This window comes from Pseudomonas sp. BGA-UO-ETr-WB11, from assembly GCF_059567785.1.
The window spans coordinates 35,666-53,376 of record NZ_JCAQOS010000007.1 but is presented as its reverse complement, the minus strand read 5'-3'; the positions used below and the strand labels follow the sequence as shown (position 1 = coordinate 53,376).

The window sequence follows — 17,711 nt, the reverse complement described above, 5'->3', positions numbered from 1 at the left end:
GCTCTCACCCCTTCAACGGCCAGGCCGGTTGCTGTTGAGTGATGCAATGCACCCCGCCACCGCCATGGGCCAGATGATTGATCTGCACCGGCACCACTTCGCGACCGGGGAAGGCCTGAGCCAGTACGGCAGCGGCTTCCTTGTCGGCCTCAATGCCGTAGGCCGGCATGATGATGGCGCCGTTGGCGATATAGAAATTGGTGTAGGAGGCGCAGAACACTTCGGCCTCGGTATCCACCGCATCGGTGGCTTCATACAGCTCAATCAATTCAAACTTGCGACCCTGAGCATCGGTGGCCAACTCCAGTGCACGACGGTTCTCACGCACCACCTCGGCATACACCGAACCCTGGTCACGGGTGGCATCCACCAGCAGCACGCCAGGGCGGGCAAAGGCGCAAACACCGTCGACGTGACCATCGGTCATATCGCCGGTAACGAAGTCGGGATCACCCGGCAGCCAGATGGTTTTTGTCACCCCCAACAGCCGGGCGAAAATCTCCTCCATTTCGGCCCTACCCATGCCTGGGTTGCGATTGGGATTGAGCAGCACCGATTCGGTGGTGATTAGCGTGCCTTCGCCGTCGACATGGATAGCACCGCCTTCGTTGCTCAGCGGCGTACCGAAGCACTCCAGACCCAGACTGTTGAGCACTCGGCGCGCCAAGCTCTCATCGAGATCGTGGGCCGACTTACCGCCCCAGGCGTTGAAGCGCCAGCTGACACCGGCCAAGCCACGTTGCGGATGACAGACAAAGCTCGGGCCGGAATCGCGGCACCAGCTATCATTCACCGTCTGTACGATCAGCTCGATATTGCCGCCACACAGCGCCTGGGCACGGGCGACGGCAGAAGGATCGACGATCATCTTCACCGGTTCGAAGCGGGCGATGGCATTGGCCACCCGAGCGAAATCCACCTGCACATCGGCCAGGGTCACGCCCCAACCCGACTCCCACAACGCTTGATTGTGCGGCCAAACCATCCAGGTGGCGGCGTGTGGTGCCCATTCAGCGGGCATCCGCCAAGCGCTCTGCTGTACTTCATTTTGCTGCATGACAAGTGCCTTTCAGTTAAGTCATTGTTATCACTGAAAACCGCCTTCGCGGTCATGGCACCCATCCTAGGCCTGTAAAATTAGTGCAACAAACGATGGATTTTGCCGACAAATGATTAGCAGGACTTATTAGGGTCTGCTCCCGCTTCGTCGCGACCGCGACGAAGCCAGTTTTTGCGCGGAGTTAGGCGCAAGGAGAGAAATTTGGTTATTCCAAATGAACGACGAGTAACGACACGCCGCGCAAAAACTGGCACGTCCCGAAGGGTTGCGCGTCAAATGGCGCCATGCGTCGTTGCGGGACTTGCCAAGGGAGCGACCATTGCCTGCGCCCCACGCCTAGCCTGGCGCCATTTGACGCAGCAACGCGGCTCGCGCCGAAACGGGAGAAGACCCTAGCATGCTCAAACACTGGCCACCCCTGAACGCCCTGCGCGGCTTCGAAGCTGCCGCACGGCTTGGCAGTTTCCATAAGGCTGCCGAGGAGCTGCACCTGACCCAGTCGGCCATCAGCCAACAGATTCGCAGCCTCGAAGGCTATCTGGAGCAGCCGCTGTTCTTCAGGAACGGCCGCAGCGTGGCCCTGACCGATGCGGGCTTTGACTTGCTCAGCACCACCCAGTCGATGCTGCAGCAACTGGCCGTCGGCATTCGCCGCCTGGAGCAGTACCGCAAGCCCAACCAGTTGGTGGTCAACACCACACCGGCGTTTGCCCGCAACTGGTTATTGCCGCGCCTGGCGGATTTTCATCGACTGCACCCGGAGGTCGACCTGTGGCTGCTGACCACCGACGAGACGCCTGACATGGCCACCCAGACCATCGACATCGCCATCCGCGATGACCTCAGTGCTCAGGCCGAATGCAGCTTCAAGGTACTGCACGCCGACCGTCTGCTGCCGGCCTGCCACCCCCACCTGCTCACGCTGCCAGCCGAGCAGCGCACCACCCTGCACGGTGAACGGGAAATGGACTGGAGTCACTGGGCGGTGCAAGCCGGCGTGGACGTCGGCCAGCAGCAACACGGACTGAACTTCTCCGACCCTGGCCTGTTACTGGATGCCGCCTGCCAGGGCCTGGGCATTGCCCTGGTCAGCCAGCTACTCAGCCAGCAGGCGCTGGCCAACGGCCTATTACAGCCACTGCTGGAGCAAACCATTCGTGGCCCGAACTGGGCCTGGTTGATCCATCGCGATAGCGAAGCCGATCCTTTGACCCGCGGTTTCTGCGCCTGGCTACAGGAACAACTTGAGCAGAATTAACCCGCCATAAAAAACGCCACCCGAAGGTGGCGTCTTTTGCACGCGTTCAAGTCAGCCGACGCTTACTTGCTGGCGATTTTCTTCAGCTCTTCGTCACGCAGTTCGCGGCGCAGGATCTTGCCGACGTTGGTGGTCGGCAGCGTTTCGCGGAACTCGATGGCTTTGGGCATCTTGTAGCCGGTGACGTTGGCGCGCATGTGCTCCATCACCTGCTCCTTGCTCAAACTAGCGCCTGGCTTGGCCACCACGAACAGCTTGATCGCCTCGCCCGAACGCTCGTCTGGGATACCGATAGCTGCGCATTGCAGCACGCCCGGCAAGGTGGCGAGTACGTCTTCCAGCTCGTTCGGGTAGACGTTGAAGCCGGACACCAAAATCATGTCCTTCTTGCGGTCGACGATGCGCAGGTAGCCATCGGCCTGGATCACGGCGATGTCGCCGGTCTTCAGCCAGCCGTCGGCATCGAGGATTTCATCGGTGGCGTCCTGGCGCTGCCAGTAGCCTTTCATCACCTGCGGGCCCTTGACGCACAGCTCGCCGCGCTCGCCCAGGGGCTGTTCGACGCCGTTGTCGTCGATCACCTTGCACAGGGTCGACGGCACGGGAATACCGATGGTGCCCAACTGGATGTTGTCGACCGGGTTGACCGTGGCCACCGGACTGGTTTCGGTCATGCCGAAGCCTTCGCAAATCGAGCAACCGGTCACTTCTTTCCAGCGCTCAGCGGTGGCCATTTGCAGGGCCATGCCGCCGGACAGGGTCAGTTTCAAGCCGGAGAAGTCCAGTTTGCGGAACTCTTCGTTGTTGCACAGGGCAACAAACAAGGTGTTAAGACCGACAAAACCGGTGAACTTGTACTTGGCCAGGTCCTTGATCATACCTGGCAGGTCGCGCGGGTTGGTGACCAACAGGTTGTGGTTACCGATCAGCATCATTGCCATGCAGTGAAAGGTGAAGGCATAGATGTGATACAGCGGCAACGGCGCAACGATGATCTCAGAGGCTTCGTGCAGGCTGGAGCCCATCAGGGCGCGGCATTGCAGCATGTTGGCCATCAGGTTGCGATGGGTCAGCATGGCACCCTTGGCCACCCCAGTGGTGCCACCGGTGTATTGCAATACGGCGATGTCGCCGGCAGCCGGGCTGGCTTCACGGACGATCTTGCCACGGCCCTTGGCCATGGCAGCGTTGAACGTCACGGCTTGTGGCAGATGGTACGGCGGCACCATCTTCTTCACGTACTTGACCACAGCGTTGATCAGCAAGCGCTTGGGCAGCGCCAGCAGGTCGGCCACTTCGGTGATGATCACGTGCTTAACGCCGGTTTTTGGCAGCACTTCTTCGGCCAGGTGGGCCATGTTAGCCAGGCACACCAGCGCCTTGGCGCCGGAGTCGTTGAACTGGTGTTCCATTTCCCGCGCGGTATACAGCGGGTTGGTGTTAACCACGACCAGGCCGGCACGGATAGCACCGAAGACCACGATCGGGTATTGCAGAATGTTTGGCATCTGCACGGCGATACGGTCGCCCGGTTGCAGATCGGTGTGCTGTTGCAGGTAGGCGGCAAAGTTGCCCGACAACTCATACAACTCAGCGTAGGTGAGGGTCTTGCCCAGGTTGCTGAACGCCGGTTTGTCCGCAAAACGCTGGCAGGATTGTTTCAGTACCGCCTGAATATTCGGGTACTGGTCGGCATCGATTTCGGCAGGAATGCCCGCAGGGTACTTGTCCTTCCAGAAGTTTTCAGACATGGAAGCCCTCTCCTAAACTGCAGCTGATCTTTACCGCCTGAACGACGGTTATTCTTGGTTTTTTACCGGTCAATTTGCCCATTTACGGGCAAAAAACCGCGCCGAGCGTAACAGTTTTACCCAGGCCAGACCAGCAGCAAAAACCGCCTAGCGAGTATCGAGAATGACTAAAAATACAACTTTAGTCACCCACGAAAACCCGCTCAGCAACAGCCTAAAACCCTTTTAAACACGGGACCTCAGGCGATATCGCGCAGCTCGCGACGGAGGATTTTACCCACCGGACTCATCGGCAACGCATCGCGCAGGACGATATGCCGAGGCACTTTGTAGCCGGTGAAGTTCTCCCGACAGAAGGCCTTCAACTCATCCACTGTCACACCGCCGGCACGTGGCACCACGAACAGCTTGACCGCCTCGCCGGAGCGCTCGTCCGGTACGCCGATCACGGCGCAACTGGCCACCTGCGGGTGAGTCATGAGCACATCTTCGATCTCGTTGGGATAGACATTGAAACCGGAGACGATGATGAGGTCCTTCTTGCGGTCGACAATCCGCACAAACCCGTCGGCATCGATGATCGCCACGTCGCCAGTCTTCAGCCAACCGTCGGCGTCGAGCACCTCAGCCGTGGCCTCGGGACGCTGCCAGTAGCCCTTCATGACCTGCGGGCCAAGGATGCACAGCTCGCCGCGCTCGCCGAGCGGCTGCTCGACACCGTCGTCGTCAATCACCTTGAACGCCGTGCCCGGCACCGGAATGCCCACAGTGCCCAGACGGGCCTTGTTGCCGTAAGGGTTGGTGCTGGCCACCGGCGAGGTTTCAGTCAGGCCGTAGCCTTCCACCACCGTGCAACCCGTGATCGCCTGCCAGCGCTCGGCCGTGGCCTTGACCAGCGCGGTGCCGCCGGAGTTGGTGACCTTGAGGTGGCTGAAGTCGATGTCCTTGAATTCAGGATGGTCCATCAGCGCCACGAACAACGTGTTCAGCCCCAGCAAGGCGGAGAAACGCCACTTTTTCAGCTCTTTGATAAAGCCGCTGATATCGCGCGGGTTGCTGATCAGAATGTTGTGGTTGCCATTGACCATCATGCACATGCAGTTCGCGGTGAAGGCATAGATATGGTAGAGCGGCAGGGGCGCGATCATGATCTCCTGCCCCTCTTTCATCAGCGGCTGGCCATCATCGCCCTGCTGCGACAGACAGGCGTGCACCTGCTGCATATTGGCCACCAAGTTACTGTGGGTCAGCATCGCGCCCTTGGCCACCCCGGTGGTGCCACCGGTGTATTGCAGCACGGCGATATCGGCCAGCTCGACCTTGACCGGCTTGAGACCATGGCCGCCGCCCTGGCGCAGCACCTGCTTGAAGGACTGAGCCTGGGGCAACTGGTAGTCCGGCACCATCTTCTTCACGTGCTTGACCACGCTGTTGACCAGCCAGCCCTTGAGGCTGGGCAACATATCGCCCATGCGCGCCTCAATCAGAAACTCGATATCGGTGTCGGGCAGCACTTCCTGCACCAAGCGGCCGAACACATTGAGGTACACCAGCGCGCGGGCGCCAGAGTCCTTGAACTGGTGACGCATCTCCCGCGCGGTGTACAGCGGGTTGGTGTTGACCACGATCAGCCCGGCGCGCAGGGCACCAAACACGGCGATCGGGTATTGCAGGATATTGGGCATCTGCACGGCGATACGGTCGCCGGGCTTGAGGTCAGTGTGTTTTTGCAGGTAGGCGCCAAAGGCCGCTGAGAGACGGTCCAGCTCGGCGTAGGTCAGGGTTACACCCATATTGCTGAAGGCCGGACGATCGGCAAATTTCTTGCAGGAGCGCTCAAACACTTCAACGACGGATTTGTACTCCGTCAGGTCGATCTGATTGGCCACTCCGGCCGGGCGTTTATCATTCCAGAACTCAGCGAGCATTATTATTATCTCCATCGACAAGCCGATCCGCGCGCGCGGGACTGGCTCGGAACTTAACAGCTCCGGATCAAGGCGAAAACACCTGCCAGGGTGTTATTAGCGAGATGAATCACACAGGCCCACGCTATACACATGAATCAGCCTAGACTCAGACGACCCACCACCAGCGCCGCGGAGCCCAGATGCGCGGATTGATTCTGCTAAGTTGCCTGCTGATCTCGCTCAACGTTAGCGCCCGTGCCGCCGATGTGCGCCTGGCCACCCTTGAATACCCGCCCTACAGCTCAGTATCACTGCCAGAGCGTGGCAGCATCGTTGAGCTAACCACCCGCGCCTTTGCGGCAACCGGCAACAGCGTGCAAATTGATTTTCTACCGTGGGCACGCGCCTTGGCGGAGCTGCGCAAGGGTAACTACGACGGCATCCTGCTGCTCTGGCCGGAAGAGATCATCAGCGAACAGCTGATCGCCTCACGCCCGCTGCTGTACAGCGAACTGGGCTTTTTTATCCGCCAAGACACCCCTGTCGCCTTCACTGAACTCAGTCAACTAAAAGGACGGAAGGTCGGCATTGCCCGCGGCTATGGTTACCCGAAGGACATCCTCAATTCCGGCATCGTCAGCGAAGAAGGCACAGACGACCTAACCAATCTGCGCAAACTTGCCGCTGGGCGTTTCGATCTGGTGCTGTTGGAGCAACAAGTAGGGCTGCACCTGCTCAGTCGTGAACCGGCGCTGCAAAAAAACCTGGCCTGGCAGGGACAAATCCTGGCGCGTATTCCCCTGTTCGTTGGCTTTGCCCCGCCCAAGCCCGGCCAGCCCGATTGGGCCAGCGTTTACGCCCAAGGCCTGAGCGCCCTGTTCGCCAATGGCGACTATCTGCGCATCCTGCAGAAACACAGCCAGACAATTCCCTGAAGCGACTTTGCCCGCAGCCGCTAGACGTGCAAAATGCCCCGTCTCCCCGGGCACAAGGACCCGCCATGCACCACGAATCTTTTTGGCTGAATGCCAGCGATGCCACCCCGCTCTTCGTCAATCGCTGGTTCGCCGATGAGGCACCCAAAGCGATTGTCATGATTGCCCATGGCATGGCAGAACACAGTGGTCGCTATGGCCGCCTCGCTACCGCCTTGGTCCAAGCGGGTTTTGCCGTGTATGGGCACGATCAGCGCGGCCACGGCCGCAGCGCAGAACATGGCATTGCGGGCCACTACGCCGACCAGGATGGCTGGTCAAAAGTGGTCAGTGACCTGACCGGCATCAACCATCACATCCGCAAACAATACCCAGATACGCCGATCTTCCTGCTGGCCCACAGCATGGGCAGCTACATCGGCCAGGCGTATCTGATGCAACACAGTTGCAGCCTGCAAGGCGCGATTCTCTCGGGTTCCAATTACCAACCTGTGGGCCTGTACCGCGCCGCCGAGCAGATTGCCCGCTTCGAGCGCTGGCGCCAGGGGCCGACGGGGCGCAGCGCGCTGCTGGAGTTCCTCTCGTTTGGCTCGTTCAACAAGGCCTTCAAGCCCAATCGCACAGCCTTTGACTGGCTAAGCCGCGACCCGGCAGAGGTCGACAAGTACATCACCGACCCGCTGTGCGGCTTCCGTTGCACCAACCAACTGTGGCTCGACCTACTCCAGGGCCTGCAACACATCACCCCGCGCGGTAGCCTGTTGCAGATCGACAGCAATCTACCGTTGCTGGTGATCGGCGGCGAATGTGATCCGGTCAGCGAAGGCAAGCGTCTGAAGGCACTGGCAGGCGCACTGTGCAGTGCCGGCGCCAACAACCTGCAAGTGAAAATCTACCCGAATGCGCGCCATGAACTGTTCAACGAAACCAATCGCGACGAGGTTACCGCCGACGTGATCCACTGGTTGAACCAGGCCCTGAACGCCAGCCGTAATTGTCCCACCAGCAAGGAGACCCCATGAGTCTGGTCAAGAACTTCCCCTACGACGCCCTCGAAATCGGCCAAACCGCCACTTACAGCAAAAGCGTCGAGGAACGTGATATCCAGCTGTTCGCCGCGGTGTCCGGTGACTGCAACCCGGTGCACCTGGATGCCGACTATGCCGCCACCACCCTGTTCAAAGAGCGCATTGCCCACGGCATGTTCAGCGGCGCCCTGATCAGTGCGGCGATTGCCTGCCAATTGCCTGGCCCTGGCACCATCTACCTGGGTCAAAGCCTGAAGTTCAGCCGCCCGGTCAAACTGGGCGACACCCTGAGCGTACGCTTGGAAGTGCTGGAAAAGCTGCCCAAGGGCCGGGTAAAACTGGCCACTCGCGTCTTCAACCAGAACGACGAGCAAGTGGTTGACGGCGAAGCTGAAGTGCTGGCTCCACGCAGCGAACAAACCCTGGAAATGCCCGCTCTACCGCCCGTCACCATCGGCTGAGCAATCGCGTCACGCCGGCCAGTGCGCCGGCGTGACGCGAACCTCCGCTCGAATTGCAGGCAAAAAAATGGGCGACATAAGTCGCCCAAAATTGCCTTGCGTGCCCTGCAGCTGGAAGAATCAGTCGCGCTTGGTGGTGGCCGGAGCCTTGACCTTGTGCGCGTCCTTCCAGACGAAATAACCGAAGCCAGCAAAGAAGGCGACCATCAGCCCGACGGTGCCAATACCGGCGATTACCACTACGTCCATAAACATGGCTATGTCCTCTCTTCTTGCACTGAATGTGATGGCTTCAAGGTAGCGAGAGAACGCGTGTGGAAAATTGACCCGGATCAATAGTGCGAAGGGGCGAAAGCCGTGGATCAGCAAGCACTGACCTGGATCAACAAAGCGGGTGGCACGGCGCGGCGAATGGTCACGCCCGCCGGGCGTTTCAGCGTTTTTTCGGTTTGCTTTTCGGCTTCTTCTTGGCCTTGCTCAGCGGCAACGCCTGGGCAAAAGCGTCGCGTACTTCATTCAGGCGTTTGTCATGCAGGTCATGGATGCGCTTGTCGCGCTCAGCGGCGAAGTCGATCAGTTTGTCGTCGCTCATAATGGCGGCAGTACCAGGCGGAAGGTGAGATTCAGGCGCGGCGCGCAGGGGCTGCGGGTCTTTGCCACTTGATGTTGCCAATGATGCTGGGTTGCGCCAGCCATGACCAGCAGCGAGCCGTGGCCCAAGGTCAACGAATGTTCGATACGACTGCCGCCCTTGCGACGCAGATCGAAGCGCCGTGCGCCGCCCAGGCTAAGGGAAGCAATCAGCGGGTTGCGCCCCAGCACAGCCTCGTCATCACTGTGCCAGCCCATCGAGTCCTGGCCGTCACGGTAATAATTGAGCAGCACGCCATTCAAGCGCTGCCCGGCCTCGGCTTGCACGCGAGCGCGGATCTCGGCCAGCAAGGGCGTCCAGGGCAACGGCTGATGGCTCAGACCGGCATAGCCGTAACGCGCCTCGCTGTCGCCATACCAAGCCAGCAGGCGCGGCACCGGATGCTGGCGCCCATGCACAAACACCTCGGGCTGCTGCCACGGCACCTCGGCCAGCAACGTGGCCAGCCAGTCATCGGCGGTCGCGCGGTCAAGCCACACGGGGTGCCAGCGCAGGTCGGCATCGGCCAGGGTCAGCGGTAGGTCGCTAAATAGATCCACGGTTATCTCGAACAACGGTACAGACGTCAATTAGGCCCTAAACTTCCACATCTACCCACAGGCCTTGGCGCGGCAACTGCTCCAACACCTGCGCATCGGCTTCATCCACCTCACCCTCGGCCAGTTGCTCGGCGGTATAGCCGCGGCGTTGCTGGCGACGGCGCTGCTCTTGCCGCAGCAGCTCCTCGGTTTCCTGCGGATGACGCTTCTCCAGGCTCACCGAGCTTTCGCTGGAGCTGGCCTGAACCGGCGTCACCGGCGGGATTTCCGGTCGCGGTTTGGGCACGTCCTGCTGCGCCGTCACCGGCTGCAGGCTGTGGGGAATGGGCGGCAACATGGCAGTTTTCTCATGTCCTTTGGTCAGACTGTCGGCCGTTCAGCCGGCGACTTGAACCTGCTGAAACAGCACTAACTACACTTTCGACCGACAACCAGTCGGCAAGTGCCGTCGCCCTGCGCACGGCGTTCCGTTACCATAGCCGGCTTTTTCACCGCGGGAGTCAAGCATGGCGCAGTATCAACCGGGGCAACGCTGGATTAGTGACAGCGAAGCTGAATTGGGTCTTGGCACCGTCCTGGCAGAGGATGGTCGGTTGCTTACCGTACTCTACCCGGCCACAGGCGACACCCGTCAGTACGCCACCCGTAATGCACCGCTGACCCGTGTGCGGTTTTCGCCGGGCGACGACATCACCCATTTTGAAGGCTGGAAACTGACCGTCCAGGAAGTCGACGACGTCGACGGCCTGCTGGTTTATCACGGCCTGAATGCGCAGCACCAGCCGGTGACCATGCCGGAAACCCAGCTGTCGAACTTTATTCAGTTCCGCCTGGCCAGCGACCGCCTGTTTGCCGGGCAGATTGACCCTCTGGCGTGGTTCAGCCTGCGCTACCAGACCCTCGCCCACACCAGCCGCCAACTGCAGTCATCACTGTGGGGCCTGGGTGGCGTGCGTGCGCAACCGATCGCCCACCAGCTGCACATCGCCCGCGAAGTCGCCGACCGCAGCGCCCCGCGCGTATTGCTGGCCGACGAAGTGGGCCTGGGCAAGACCATCGAAGCTGGCTTGGTGATCCATCGCCAGCTGCTCAGCGGCCGCGCCAACCGCGTACTGATCCTGGTGCCGGAAAACCTCCAGCACCAATGGCTGGTGGAAATGCGCCGGCGCTTCAATCTGCAAGTCGCCCTGTTCGACGCAGAGCGCTGCGCCGAGAGCGATGCCGACAACCCCTTCGAAGACAGCCAACTGGCGCTGGTGGCGCTGGAATGGCTGCGCGACGACGACCGCGCCCAGGCGCACCTGCTCGCCGCCGACTGGGACCTACTGGTGGTCGACGAAGCCCACCACCTGGTCTGGCACCCGGAACAAGCCAGCGCCGAGTATCAACTGGTGGAAGAGCTGGCCCGGCAGATCGCCGGCGTGCTGCTGCTGACCGCCACGCCGGAGCAATTGGGTCTGGACAGCCACTTCGCCCGCCTGCGCCTGCTCGACCCGGACCGTTTCCACGACCTGGCGGCCTTCCGCGCTGAAAGCGCGCAGTACCAGCCGGTGGCCGAAGCCGTGCAGGAACTGCTCGATCAAGGCAAATTATCGAAGAAGGCCCGCGACGCCATTCATGGCTTCCTCGGTGCCGAAGGCGACGAGCTGCTGGCCGCCGTCGAAGGCGGTGACGACGACGCCCGTGCACGCATGGTCCGCGAGCTGCTGGACCGCCACGGCACCGGCCGCGTGCTGTTTCGCAACACCCGCTCAGCGGTGCAGGGTTTCCCTGAGCGTGAACTGCACGCCTACCCGCTGTCCTGCCCAGACGCCTACCTGGAACTGCCATTGGGCGAGCACGCCGACCTCTACCCGGAAGTCAGCTACCAGGCCCAGCCCGAGGCCGGCGACGAAGAGCGCTGGTGGCGCTTCGACCCGCGCGTCGAGTGGCTGATCGACACCCTGAAGATGCTGAAAAAGGTCAAGGTACTGGTCATCTGCGCCCACGCCGAAACCGCCCTGGACCTGGAAGACGCCCTGCGCGTGCGCTCCGGCATCCCAGCCACGGTGTTCCACGAGGGCATGAACATCCTCGAGCGGGACCGCGCCGCCGCCTACTTCGCCGATGAAGAGTTCGGCGCCCAGGTGCTGATCTGCTCGGAAATTGGCAGCGAAGGCCGCAACTTCCAGTTCAGCCATCATCTGGTGCTGTTCGACCTGCCGGCCCACCCGGACCTGCTCGAGCAACGCATCGGCCGTCTCGACCGGATCGGCCAGAAGCACACCATCCAGCTGCACGTGCCGTACCTAGAAACCAGCCCGCAAGAGCGCCTGTTTCAGTGGTACCACCAGGCCCTGAATGCCTTCCTCAACACCTGCCCGACCGGCAACGCCCTGCAGCATCAGTTCGGCCCACGCCTGCTGCCGCTGCTGGAAGCCGGTGATGACGGCGAGTGGCAAGCGCTGATCGATGAAGCTCAGGCCGAGCGCCTGCGTCTCGAAGGCGAGCTGCATGCCGGCCGTGACCGCCTGCTGGAGCTCAACTCCGGGGGTGCCGGTGAAGGTGAGGCGCTGGTCGAAGCGATTCTCGAACAGGACGACGAATTCGCCCTACCGATCTACATGGAAGCGCTGTTCGACGCCTTTGGTATCGACAGCGAAGACCATTCCGAGAACGCCCTGATCCTGCGTCCCAGCGAGAAAATGCTGGATGCCAGCTTCCCCTTGGGCGACGACGAAGCCGTGACCATCACCTACGACCGCAACCTGGCGCTGTCGCGCGAGGACATGCAGTTCCTCACCTGGGAACACCCCATGGTGCAAGGCGGCATGGACCTGGTGCTGTCCGGCTCGATGGGCAACACCTCGGTGGCACTGTTGAAAAACAAGGCACTGAAGCCCGGCACCGTGTTGCTCGAACTGCTCTACGTCAGCGAAGTGGTGGCCCCGCGCGCCCTGCAACTGGGCCGCTACCTGCCCCCAGCCGCCCTGCGCTGCCTGCTCGACAGCAATGGCAACGACCTGGCCAGCAAGGTGTCCTTCGACAAGCTCAACGAACAGTTGGAAGGTGTGCCACGGGCCAGCGCCAACAAGTTCGTGCAGGCTCAGCGCGATGTGCTCAATCCGAAGATCAACGCAGGCGAAGCCAAGATTGCCCCGCGTCACGCCGAGCGCGTGGCCGAGGCCAAGCAACGCCTGGCCGCCGACACCGAGGAAGAGCTGGCGCGCCTGACGGCCCTGCAAGCAGTCAACCCGAGCGTGCGCAACAGCGAGCTGGACGCCCTGCGCCACCGCCGTGAGCAAGGCCTGGCCATGCTCGACAAGGCCGCCCTGCGCCTGGAGGCAATCCGCGTGCTGGTGGCTGGCTAAACGCAGCGCGTTACACGAAAAACCCGGCAGTGATTGCCGGGTTTTTCGTATCTAGGCTTAATCACTGCCAATAGCCTTTGTCCCGTACCACTAGAGCGTCCCATCCATGAATTTTCTTCTGCTCTCCGGCAGCTTCCACCGCCGCAGCTACTCCCAGGCACTGCTGCGTTTTATTGCCGAGCAACTGCCCGAGCATCAGCACGTCAGCCCCGACCTACTGCATCTGCCGTTCTACAGCGAAGACCTGGCCGGCGAGCAGCGTCCACAGGTCATTGTGGATTTCCTCCAGCAGGTCAGTGCCGCCGACGCGCTGATCGTCTGCAGCCCCGAGTACAACCACAGCATCCCGGCGGTGCTGAAAAACGCCATCGACTGGGCCTCGCGCCCGGCGTTCAATTCGCCACTAAAAGACAAACCCGTGACCTTTATCACCCAAGCCAACAGCCCTGTGGGCGGCGCCAGGGCACAGGCGCACCTGAAGCTGGTGTTCGACTCCACCCTGTCGCGCATCCATATGTGCCACGAGATGATGATTGCCGGCGTCGAGCAGAAGTTTGATGAGCACCTGAGCCTGGTCGACGAGCCCAGCCAGACGCGGATCAAGCGGCACCTGGCCAATTTCATCCAATTCATTTGTTGAGCCACATATCCCCGGACTGCGCCTGGGCTACGGTTTACCAGTCCAGCGTCAGTTGGCTCTTGAACCGTCGCGTTTCGCCACTAAGCGGATCGACAAAGCTGAGCTCTTGAGCCAGTAACTTCAGCGGTTTGGCGTAATCGTCCTGCGCATCGCTGGCGGCGATCAGCTGCGGGTAGAAGGGGTCGTTGCAGATCCCGGCGCCGAGGGCGGCCAGATGCACGCGCAGTTGATGCTTCTTGCCGGTCACTGGGTACAAGCCATAGCGGCACAGACCGCCCTGCACTTCACGCACCTCGATACGGGTTTCGCTGTTCGGTGTGCCCGCCACTTCCTGCATGCGAAAGAACGGCTCGGCAGGCCCCAGGCGCGTGTGGCGCAATAAGGGGAAGTCCACATCAGGCAGCGCTGGGGCAATGGCTTCGTAGGATTTATCGATCTGCCGGTCACGAAACAGCGCCTGATAGGCGTCGCGACTGGCAGGGTTGGCCGAGAACAACACCAACCCCGCCGTCAGCCGGTCAATGCGGTGAATGGGCACCAACTGCGGATTGCCCAAACGGCGCACCAGCCGCGCCAACAAGGTTTGCTCAACGTAGCCGCCAGAGGGCGTGACCGGCAGAAAATGGGGTTTGTCTGCCACCACCAGGTGCTCGTCGGCATACAGAATGCTCTCGACAAAGGGCACCACGATTTCGCTCGGCACTTCGCGAAAATAGTGGATGCGCAGGCCGACCTTGTAAGCGTGCTCGGCCCCGACTGGCTGCTGCTCAGCATCCAGCACGCGACCACGAGCCATGCGGTCAAGCCAGACCTCGCGACTGATCGCCGGAAAGTGCGCACATAAGCAATCGAGCACCGTCGCCCAATCACCTTGGGGCAAATGCAGGGTGCTGCGCCGCGCCAGGGCTTCAGGCATTGGCAGCAGGCTCATCATCCAGTTCGTCGTCGGCACTGGCCGAGATCGCGCTCAGGCAATTCAGCTGCTGCACGCCGTCGGCATCGCTGAGGCTCCAGCACTGGCTGGCTGCATCGAACGTGGCCGCCAGCACCGCGGCGCTGGTGAATTTCCACACCCGACGGGTGCGGCCATCCATGCACTCGATCTGCAACAACAGCTGTTCAGCATCACCGCCCTGCCCTGCTGCCAGCGCAGCCTGGGCCGCGACCAAGGCTTCCGGCGCAAGGACAAACTCCCAAGCGTGCAAGCCGTTGATTTCGAGCATGTCGGTGGACTGGAGAATATCCAGCAAGGAAGGAGTGGTCATAACCGTGCGCAGCCTAAGAAAACCGGGCGAGCATGATAGGGGCTGCGGCGACACAGGTCGAATCAACGCGACGATCTAACGCAGAAGGGGCTTTAACGGCGGCGCCCTGTTACGAGCGCCGCGGCTAAAGCCCCTTCTGCAAAATCTGCGGAACCACCGTAAGGGCGGTTCCAGTCGTCATCAACGCAGGTGTTCAAGCATGCCGTAGTACCACATGCCGACCGCCAGCATCGGGTTGCCGAACACGTCGCCCATCGGCACTTTGATGTGCTTGCAGGCGGCGAAGGTGTCGAACTTCTCCAGGGTGCCGGTCATGGCGTTGGCCATGATCTCACCCATGATGTGAGTGGTAGCCACGCCATGGCCGGAGTAGCCCTGGCAGTACCAGACGTTGTCCGAGAGCTTACCCAACTGAGGGATGCGGTTCATCACGATGCCCATCGCGCAGCTCCACTGGAAGTCGATTTCCACGCCTTTCAGCGCCGGAAAAGTGCGTTCAATGCACGGGCGCAACTCGGCGGCGATATCGCGCGAATCGCGGCCAGAGTAGTTGGCACCGCCGCCAAACAACAGGCGGCCGTCGGCAGTCATGCGGTAGTAGTCAAGCACGAAGCGGCAGTCGTACACCGCCAGGTCCTGCGGGTTGAGCTGCTTGGCCAGGTCGCCCAGCGGCTTGGTGGTGACGATGCCGCCCATGGCCGGGAAGATCATGCCCTTGAGTTTCTTGCGCTCAAGCTTGTGGTACACGTCGCCGGCCAGCAGCACCTGCTTGGCTTCGACGCGGCCCTGAGCAGTAATCACCGCCGGGTTGGCTCCATGCACGATGTCCAGCACTTCGGAGTGCTCGAAGATCAGCGCGCCCAGGCTCTCGGCGGCTTTAGCCTCGCCGATGCACAGGTTCAACGGGTGCAGGTGCATGTTGCGGGTGTTCTTGATCGCGCCGCAGTACAGGTCACTCTGCAGGTGATTGCGCACGCCCTGGGCGTCTAGCAGGGTGACTTGATCACCCATGCCGCGGCGCACGGCTTCCTCGTAGGACGCGTTCAGCTCGTTCATGTGCACTGGCTTCATCGCCGCGTGCAGGTGACCGTGCTTGAGGTCGCACTGGATGCCGTACTTGGCCACCCGACTCTTGATGATGTCGTGACCACGCCAGCGCAGATTCCAGATGAAGTCATCGACGTCCTGGCCGAGGGTCTTGCTCATCTGTTTGTGCATGGCCTCTTCGCCGGACAGGCTGCCGGTGACCTGGCCGCCGTTGCGCCCCGTGGCGCCCCAACCAATCTTATTGGCCTCGATGATCGCCACTTTCAGCCCACGCTCGGCCAGCTCCACCGCCGTGGCCACACCGGTAAAGCCGCCACCGATGATGGCCACGTCAACCTGCACAGTGCCCTGCACCGTCGGGTAATCAGTTTCGCTATTGAGGGTGGCACTGTAATAAGACGGGCAGCGCTCGGCGGCGGCAATCACGGGTTTCAGGGCAGCGGTCATGGTGTATTCCTTGTTGGCGCAGCGCAGAGAGGCTGAGCGATTACAGCAAAAGGTCAGGCGAGATCATTGGGGCACGTGACAACGGCCAGGGACGAAGCCTGAAGCCGTGCACACGACTAAAACGCCCCGTCTGGTGGCCGCGCGTGGCGACAATGCCAAAGCGCCCAGAAGGCTGCAGGAATATGAGCAGACAAGCCGCTGACGGGCGACTTGCCCAAAGAAAAACGCCGTTCGCAATTCATGTCGCACAGACTCACACGGGCATTCACCGAGTTAAATCCAGTTTTATCTACGCTTAGTTTTGATATTGCTAAACATTTGCCCGCACTGTTCAGCCAGCATTCGCCAAGCGCAGAAAATCTCGGCACTCTGGCTACCCAAAACCAGCACCCACTACCGGTGTACACCTGCGGAGCAAACCTGATGGATCAACTGCGTTCGCTGCGCATCTTTACCCAGGTCATCGCCTCCGGCAGTTTTGCCGCCGCAGCCCGCGCCCTGGACCTTGCCCCGGCCGTGGTAACCCGCGCGATTGCCGACCTGGAGCAGCACCTGGGTGCTCGCCTACTCAACCGCAGCAGCCGGCGTCTGGCGTTGACGGAGATTGGCGCGACTTACTTACCGCGCGCACGGTTGATTCTTGCCGAACTGGATGACGCCGACGCCCTGGCCGGCGCCGCCACAGAGCGCCCCAGCGGCACCCTGCGAATCCTCTGCCCGCCGGCCTTTGCGGCACACCAACTGGCGCGCCAGTTGCCCGAGTTTTATCGTCAGTACCCGGACATCCATCTGGAAATCAGCAGCCCAGGAGCCGTAGAGGTTGCCGATGAGAACTTTGACGTGTCGATCCTGTCGATTGGCGAACAAGGCTTGCAGGGCGACTTTATTGTGCGACCACTGGCCTGTTCCTCATTCATCATCTGCGCTTCACCGGACTACCTGGCTCGCCACGGTTGCCCGCAACAACCCCAGGACCTGCTCCAGCACGCTGGTCTGCTGCCCGCCGTAAGCGCCGTGCGCCGCGAGCTAACGCTGTACCGCCAGATACCCGACGGCCAGGCCAACGACAGCATCCGCCTGGCACTCCCGCCAACCGTGCTGGCCACGCCACAGATTGAACTGATCCTTGCTGCCGCCCTGGCCGGCCTGGGTGTGGCCGGTTTGCCATCGTTTGTCAGCGCTCAAGCGCTCCGTGAAGGGCGCCTGCAGAGACTCCTCCCAGACTGGCGCGGCACGACGCTGAACCTCTACGTGGCCATGCCCACACGTAAATACGTCCCTGCGCGCAGCCGAGTATTTATCGATTTCCTCCTGCAGACATTCGGTGGAAATCGCAACGATCCCTGGCTCAACGGCACGCTCTGATCA

At 61.3% G+C, this 17,711-nt stretch carries 17 protein-coding genes; 7 read left to right on the top strand and 10 right to left on the bottom strand.

Translation table 11 applies throughout. The annotated features are described in order from the left end of the window. Positions 1 to 4 precede the first annotated feature (4 nt). Entirely contained in the window at positions 5 to 1,057 is a 1,053-nt protein-coding gene (locus tag AC56DI_RS11065; RefSeq protein ID WP_496346207.1) for an agmatine deiminase family protein, read from the bottom strand. Between the two features lie 400 nt (positions 1,058 to 1,457). Between AC56DI_RS11065 and AC56DI_RS11060 the strand changes: the two genes are divergently transcribed. After that, positions 1,458 to 2,318 (top strand): LysR family transcriptional regulator, encoded by an 861-nt coding sequence (locus AC56DI_RS11060; protein ID WP_496346206.1) that lies wholly within the window; start codon positions 1,458 to 1,460, stop codon positions 2,316 to 2,318. Positions 2,319 to 2,380: 62 nt separating this feature from the next. Here the strand turns inward: AC56DI_RS11060 and fadD1 are convergent, their stop codons facing one another. Beyond that, positions 2,381 to 4,069, bottom strand: coding sequence for a long-chain-fatty-acid--CoA ligase FadD1 (gene fadD1, locus AC56DI_RS11055; RefSeq protein WP_496346205.1), 1,689 nt, complete (start codon positions 4,067 to 4,069; stop codon positions 2,381 to 2,383). A 239-nt stretch (positions 4,070 to 4,308) separates the two neighbouring features. Then, positions 4,309 to 5,997, bottom strand: a complete 1,689-nt coding sequence (fadD2, locus tag AC56DI_RS11050; RefSeq protein WP_496346204.1) for a long-chain-fatty-acid--CoA ligase FadD2 — start codon at positions 5,995 to 5,997, stop codon at positions 4,309 to 4,311. A 182-nt stretch (positions 5,998 to 6,179) separates the two neighbouring features. Between fadD2 and AC56DI_RS11045 the strand changes: the two genes are divergently transcribed. From AC56DI_RS11045 to AC56DI_RS11035, 3 genes are all read left to right on the top strand, one after another. After that, entirely contained in the window at positions 6,180 to 6,914 is a 735-nt protein-coding gene (locus tag AC56DI_RS11045; protein ID WP_496346203.1) for a substrate-binding periplasmic protein, read from the top strand. 65 nt (positions 6,915 to 6,979) lie between these two features. After that, positions 6,980 to 7,936 (top strand): alpha/beta hydrolase, encoded by a 957-nt coding sequence (locus AC56DI_RS11040; protein ID WP_496346202.1) that lies wholly within the window; start codon positions 6,980 to 6,982, stop codon positions 7,934 to 7,936. Beyond that, entirely contained in the window at positions 7,933 to 8,403 is a 471-nt protein-coding gene (locus tag AC56DI_RS11035) for a MaoC family dehydratase (protein ID WP_496346201.1), read from the top strand. Before AC56DI_RS11040 ends, AC56DI_RS11035 begins: the two co-directional genes overlap by 4 nt. Positions 8,404 to 8,523: 120 nt before the next feature. Here the strand turns inward: AC56DI_RS11035 and ccoM are convergent, their stop codons facing one another. The 4 genes from ccoM to AC56DI_RS11015 form a co-directional block, all read right to left on the bottom strand. Beyond that, positions 8,524 to 8,658: a cytochrome c oxidase subunit CcoM gene (gene ccoM, locus AC56DI_RS11030; RefSeq protein WP_324519327.1), complete on the bottom strand. Its 135-nt coding sequence runs from the start codon at positions 8,656 to 8,658 to the stop codon at positions 8,524 to 8,526. A 178-nt stretch (positions 8,659 to 8,836) separates the two neighbouring features. Continuing rightward, positions 8,837 to 8,995, bottom strand: a complete 159-nt coding sequence (locus tag AC56DI_RS11025) for a hypothetical protein (protein WP_496346664.1) — start codon at positions 8,993 to 8,995, stop codon at positions 8,837 to 8,839. Continuing rightward, positions 8,992 to 9,594: an alpha-ketoglutarate-dependent dioxygenase AlkB family protein gene (locus AC56DI_RS11020; RefSeq protein ID WP_496346200.1), complete on the bottom strand. Its 603-nt coding sequence runs from the start codon at positions 9,592 to 9,594 to the stop codon at positions 8,992 to 8,994. The genes AC56DI_RS11025 and AC56DI_RS11020 overlap by 4 nt, the downstream gene beginning before the upstream one ends. A gap of 37 nt (positions 9,595 to 9,631) precedes the next feature. Then, positions 9,632 to 9,931, bottom strand: a complete 300-nt coding sequence (locus AC56DI_RS11015; RefSeq protein ID WP_496346199.1) for an aspartate-semialdehyde dehydrogenase — start codon at positions 9,929 to 9,931, stop codon at positions 9,632 to 9,634. A gap of 169 nt (positions 9,932 to 10,100) precedes the next feature. Here AC56DI_RS11015 and rapA point away from each other — a divergent pair, with 169 nt between their 5' ends. Beyond that, a complete protein-coding gene (gene rapA, locus AC56DI_RS11010) occupies positions 10,101 to 12,944 on the top strand; it encodes an RNA polymerase-associated protein RapA (protein ID WP_496346198.1) in 2,844 nt (947 codons plus the stop codon). A gap of 106 nt (positions 12,945 to 13,050) precedes the next feature. Continuing rightward, complete coding sequence (locus tag AC56DI_RS11005; RefSeq protein WP_496346197.1) at positions 13,051 to 13,584, top strand: NADPH-dependent FMN reductase; 534 nt, start codon at positions 13,051 to 13,053, stop codon at positions 13,582 to 13,584. A 34-nt stretch (positions 13,585 to 13,618) separates the two neighbouring features. Here the strand turns inward: AC56DI_RS11005 and AC56DI_RS11000 are convergent, their stop codons facing one another. The 3 genes from AC56DI_RS11000 to AC56DI_RS10990 all read right to left on the bottom strand — a co-directional run bounded on the left by AC56DI_RS11000 (position 13,619) and on the right by AC56DI_RS10990 (position 16,343). Beyond that, positions 13,619 to 14,515 (bottom strand): pseudouridine synthase, encoded by an 897-nt coding sequence (locus AC56DI_RS11000; RefSeq protein WP_496346196.1) that lies wholly within the window; start codon positions 14,513 to 14,515, stop codon positions 13,619 to 13,621. After that, positions 14,493 to 14,849: a DUF5629 family protein gene (locus AC56DI_RS10995; RefSeq protein WP_496346195.1), complete on the bottom strand. Its 357-nt coding sequence runs from the start codon at positions 14,847 to 14,849 to the stop codon at positions 14,493 to 14,495. Before AC56DI_RS10995 ends, AC56DI_RS11000 begins: the two co-directional genes overlap by 23 nt. A gap of 180 nt (positions 14,850 to 15,029) precedes the next feature. After that, a complete protein-coding gene (locus tag AC56DI_RS10990) occupies positions 15,030 to 16,343 on the bottom strand; it encodes an NAD(P)/FAD-dependent oxidoreductase (RefSeq protein ID WP_496346194.1) in 1,314 nt (437 codons plus the stop codon). Between the two features lie 423 nt (positions 16,344 to 16,766). On the opposite strand from AC56DI_RS10990, the gene AC56DI_RS10985 reads away from it, so the two are divergent. Continuing rightward, positions 16,767 to 17,708 (top strand): LysR family transcriptional regulator, encoded by a 942-nt coding sequence (locus AC56DI_RS10985; protein WP_496346193.1) that lies wholly within the window; start codon positions 16,767 to 16,769, stop codon positions 17,706 to 17,708. Positions 17,709 to 17,711 lie beyond the last annotated feature (3 nt).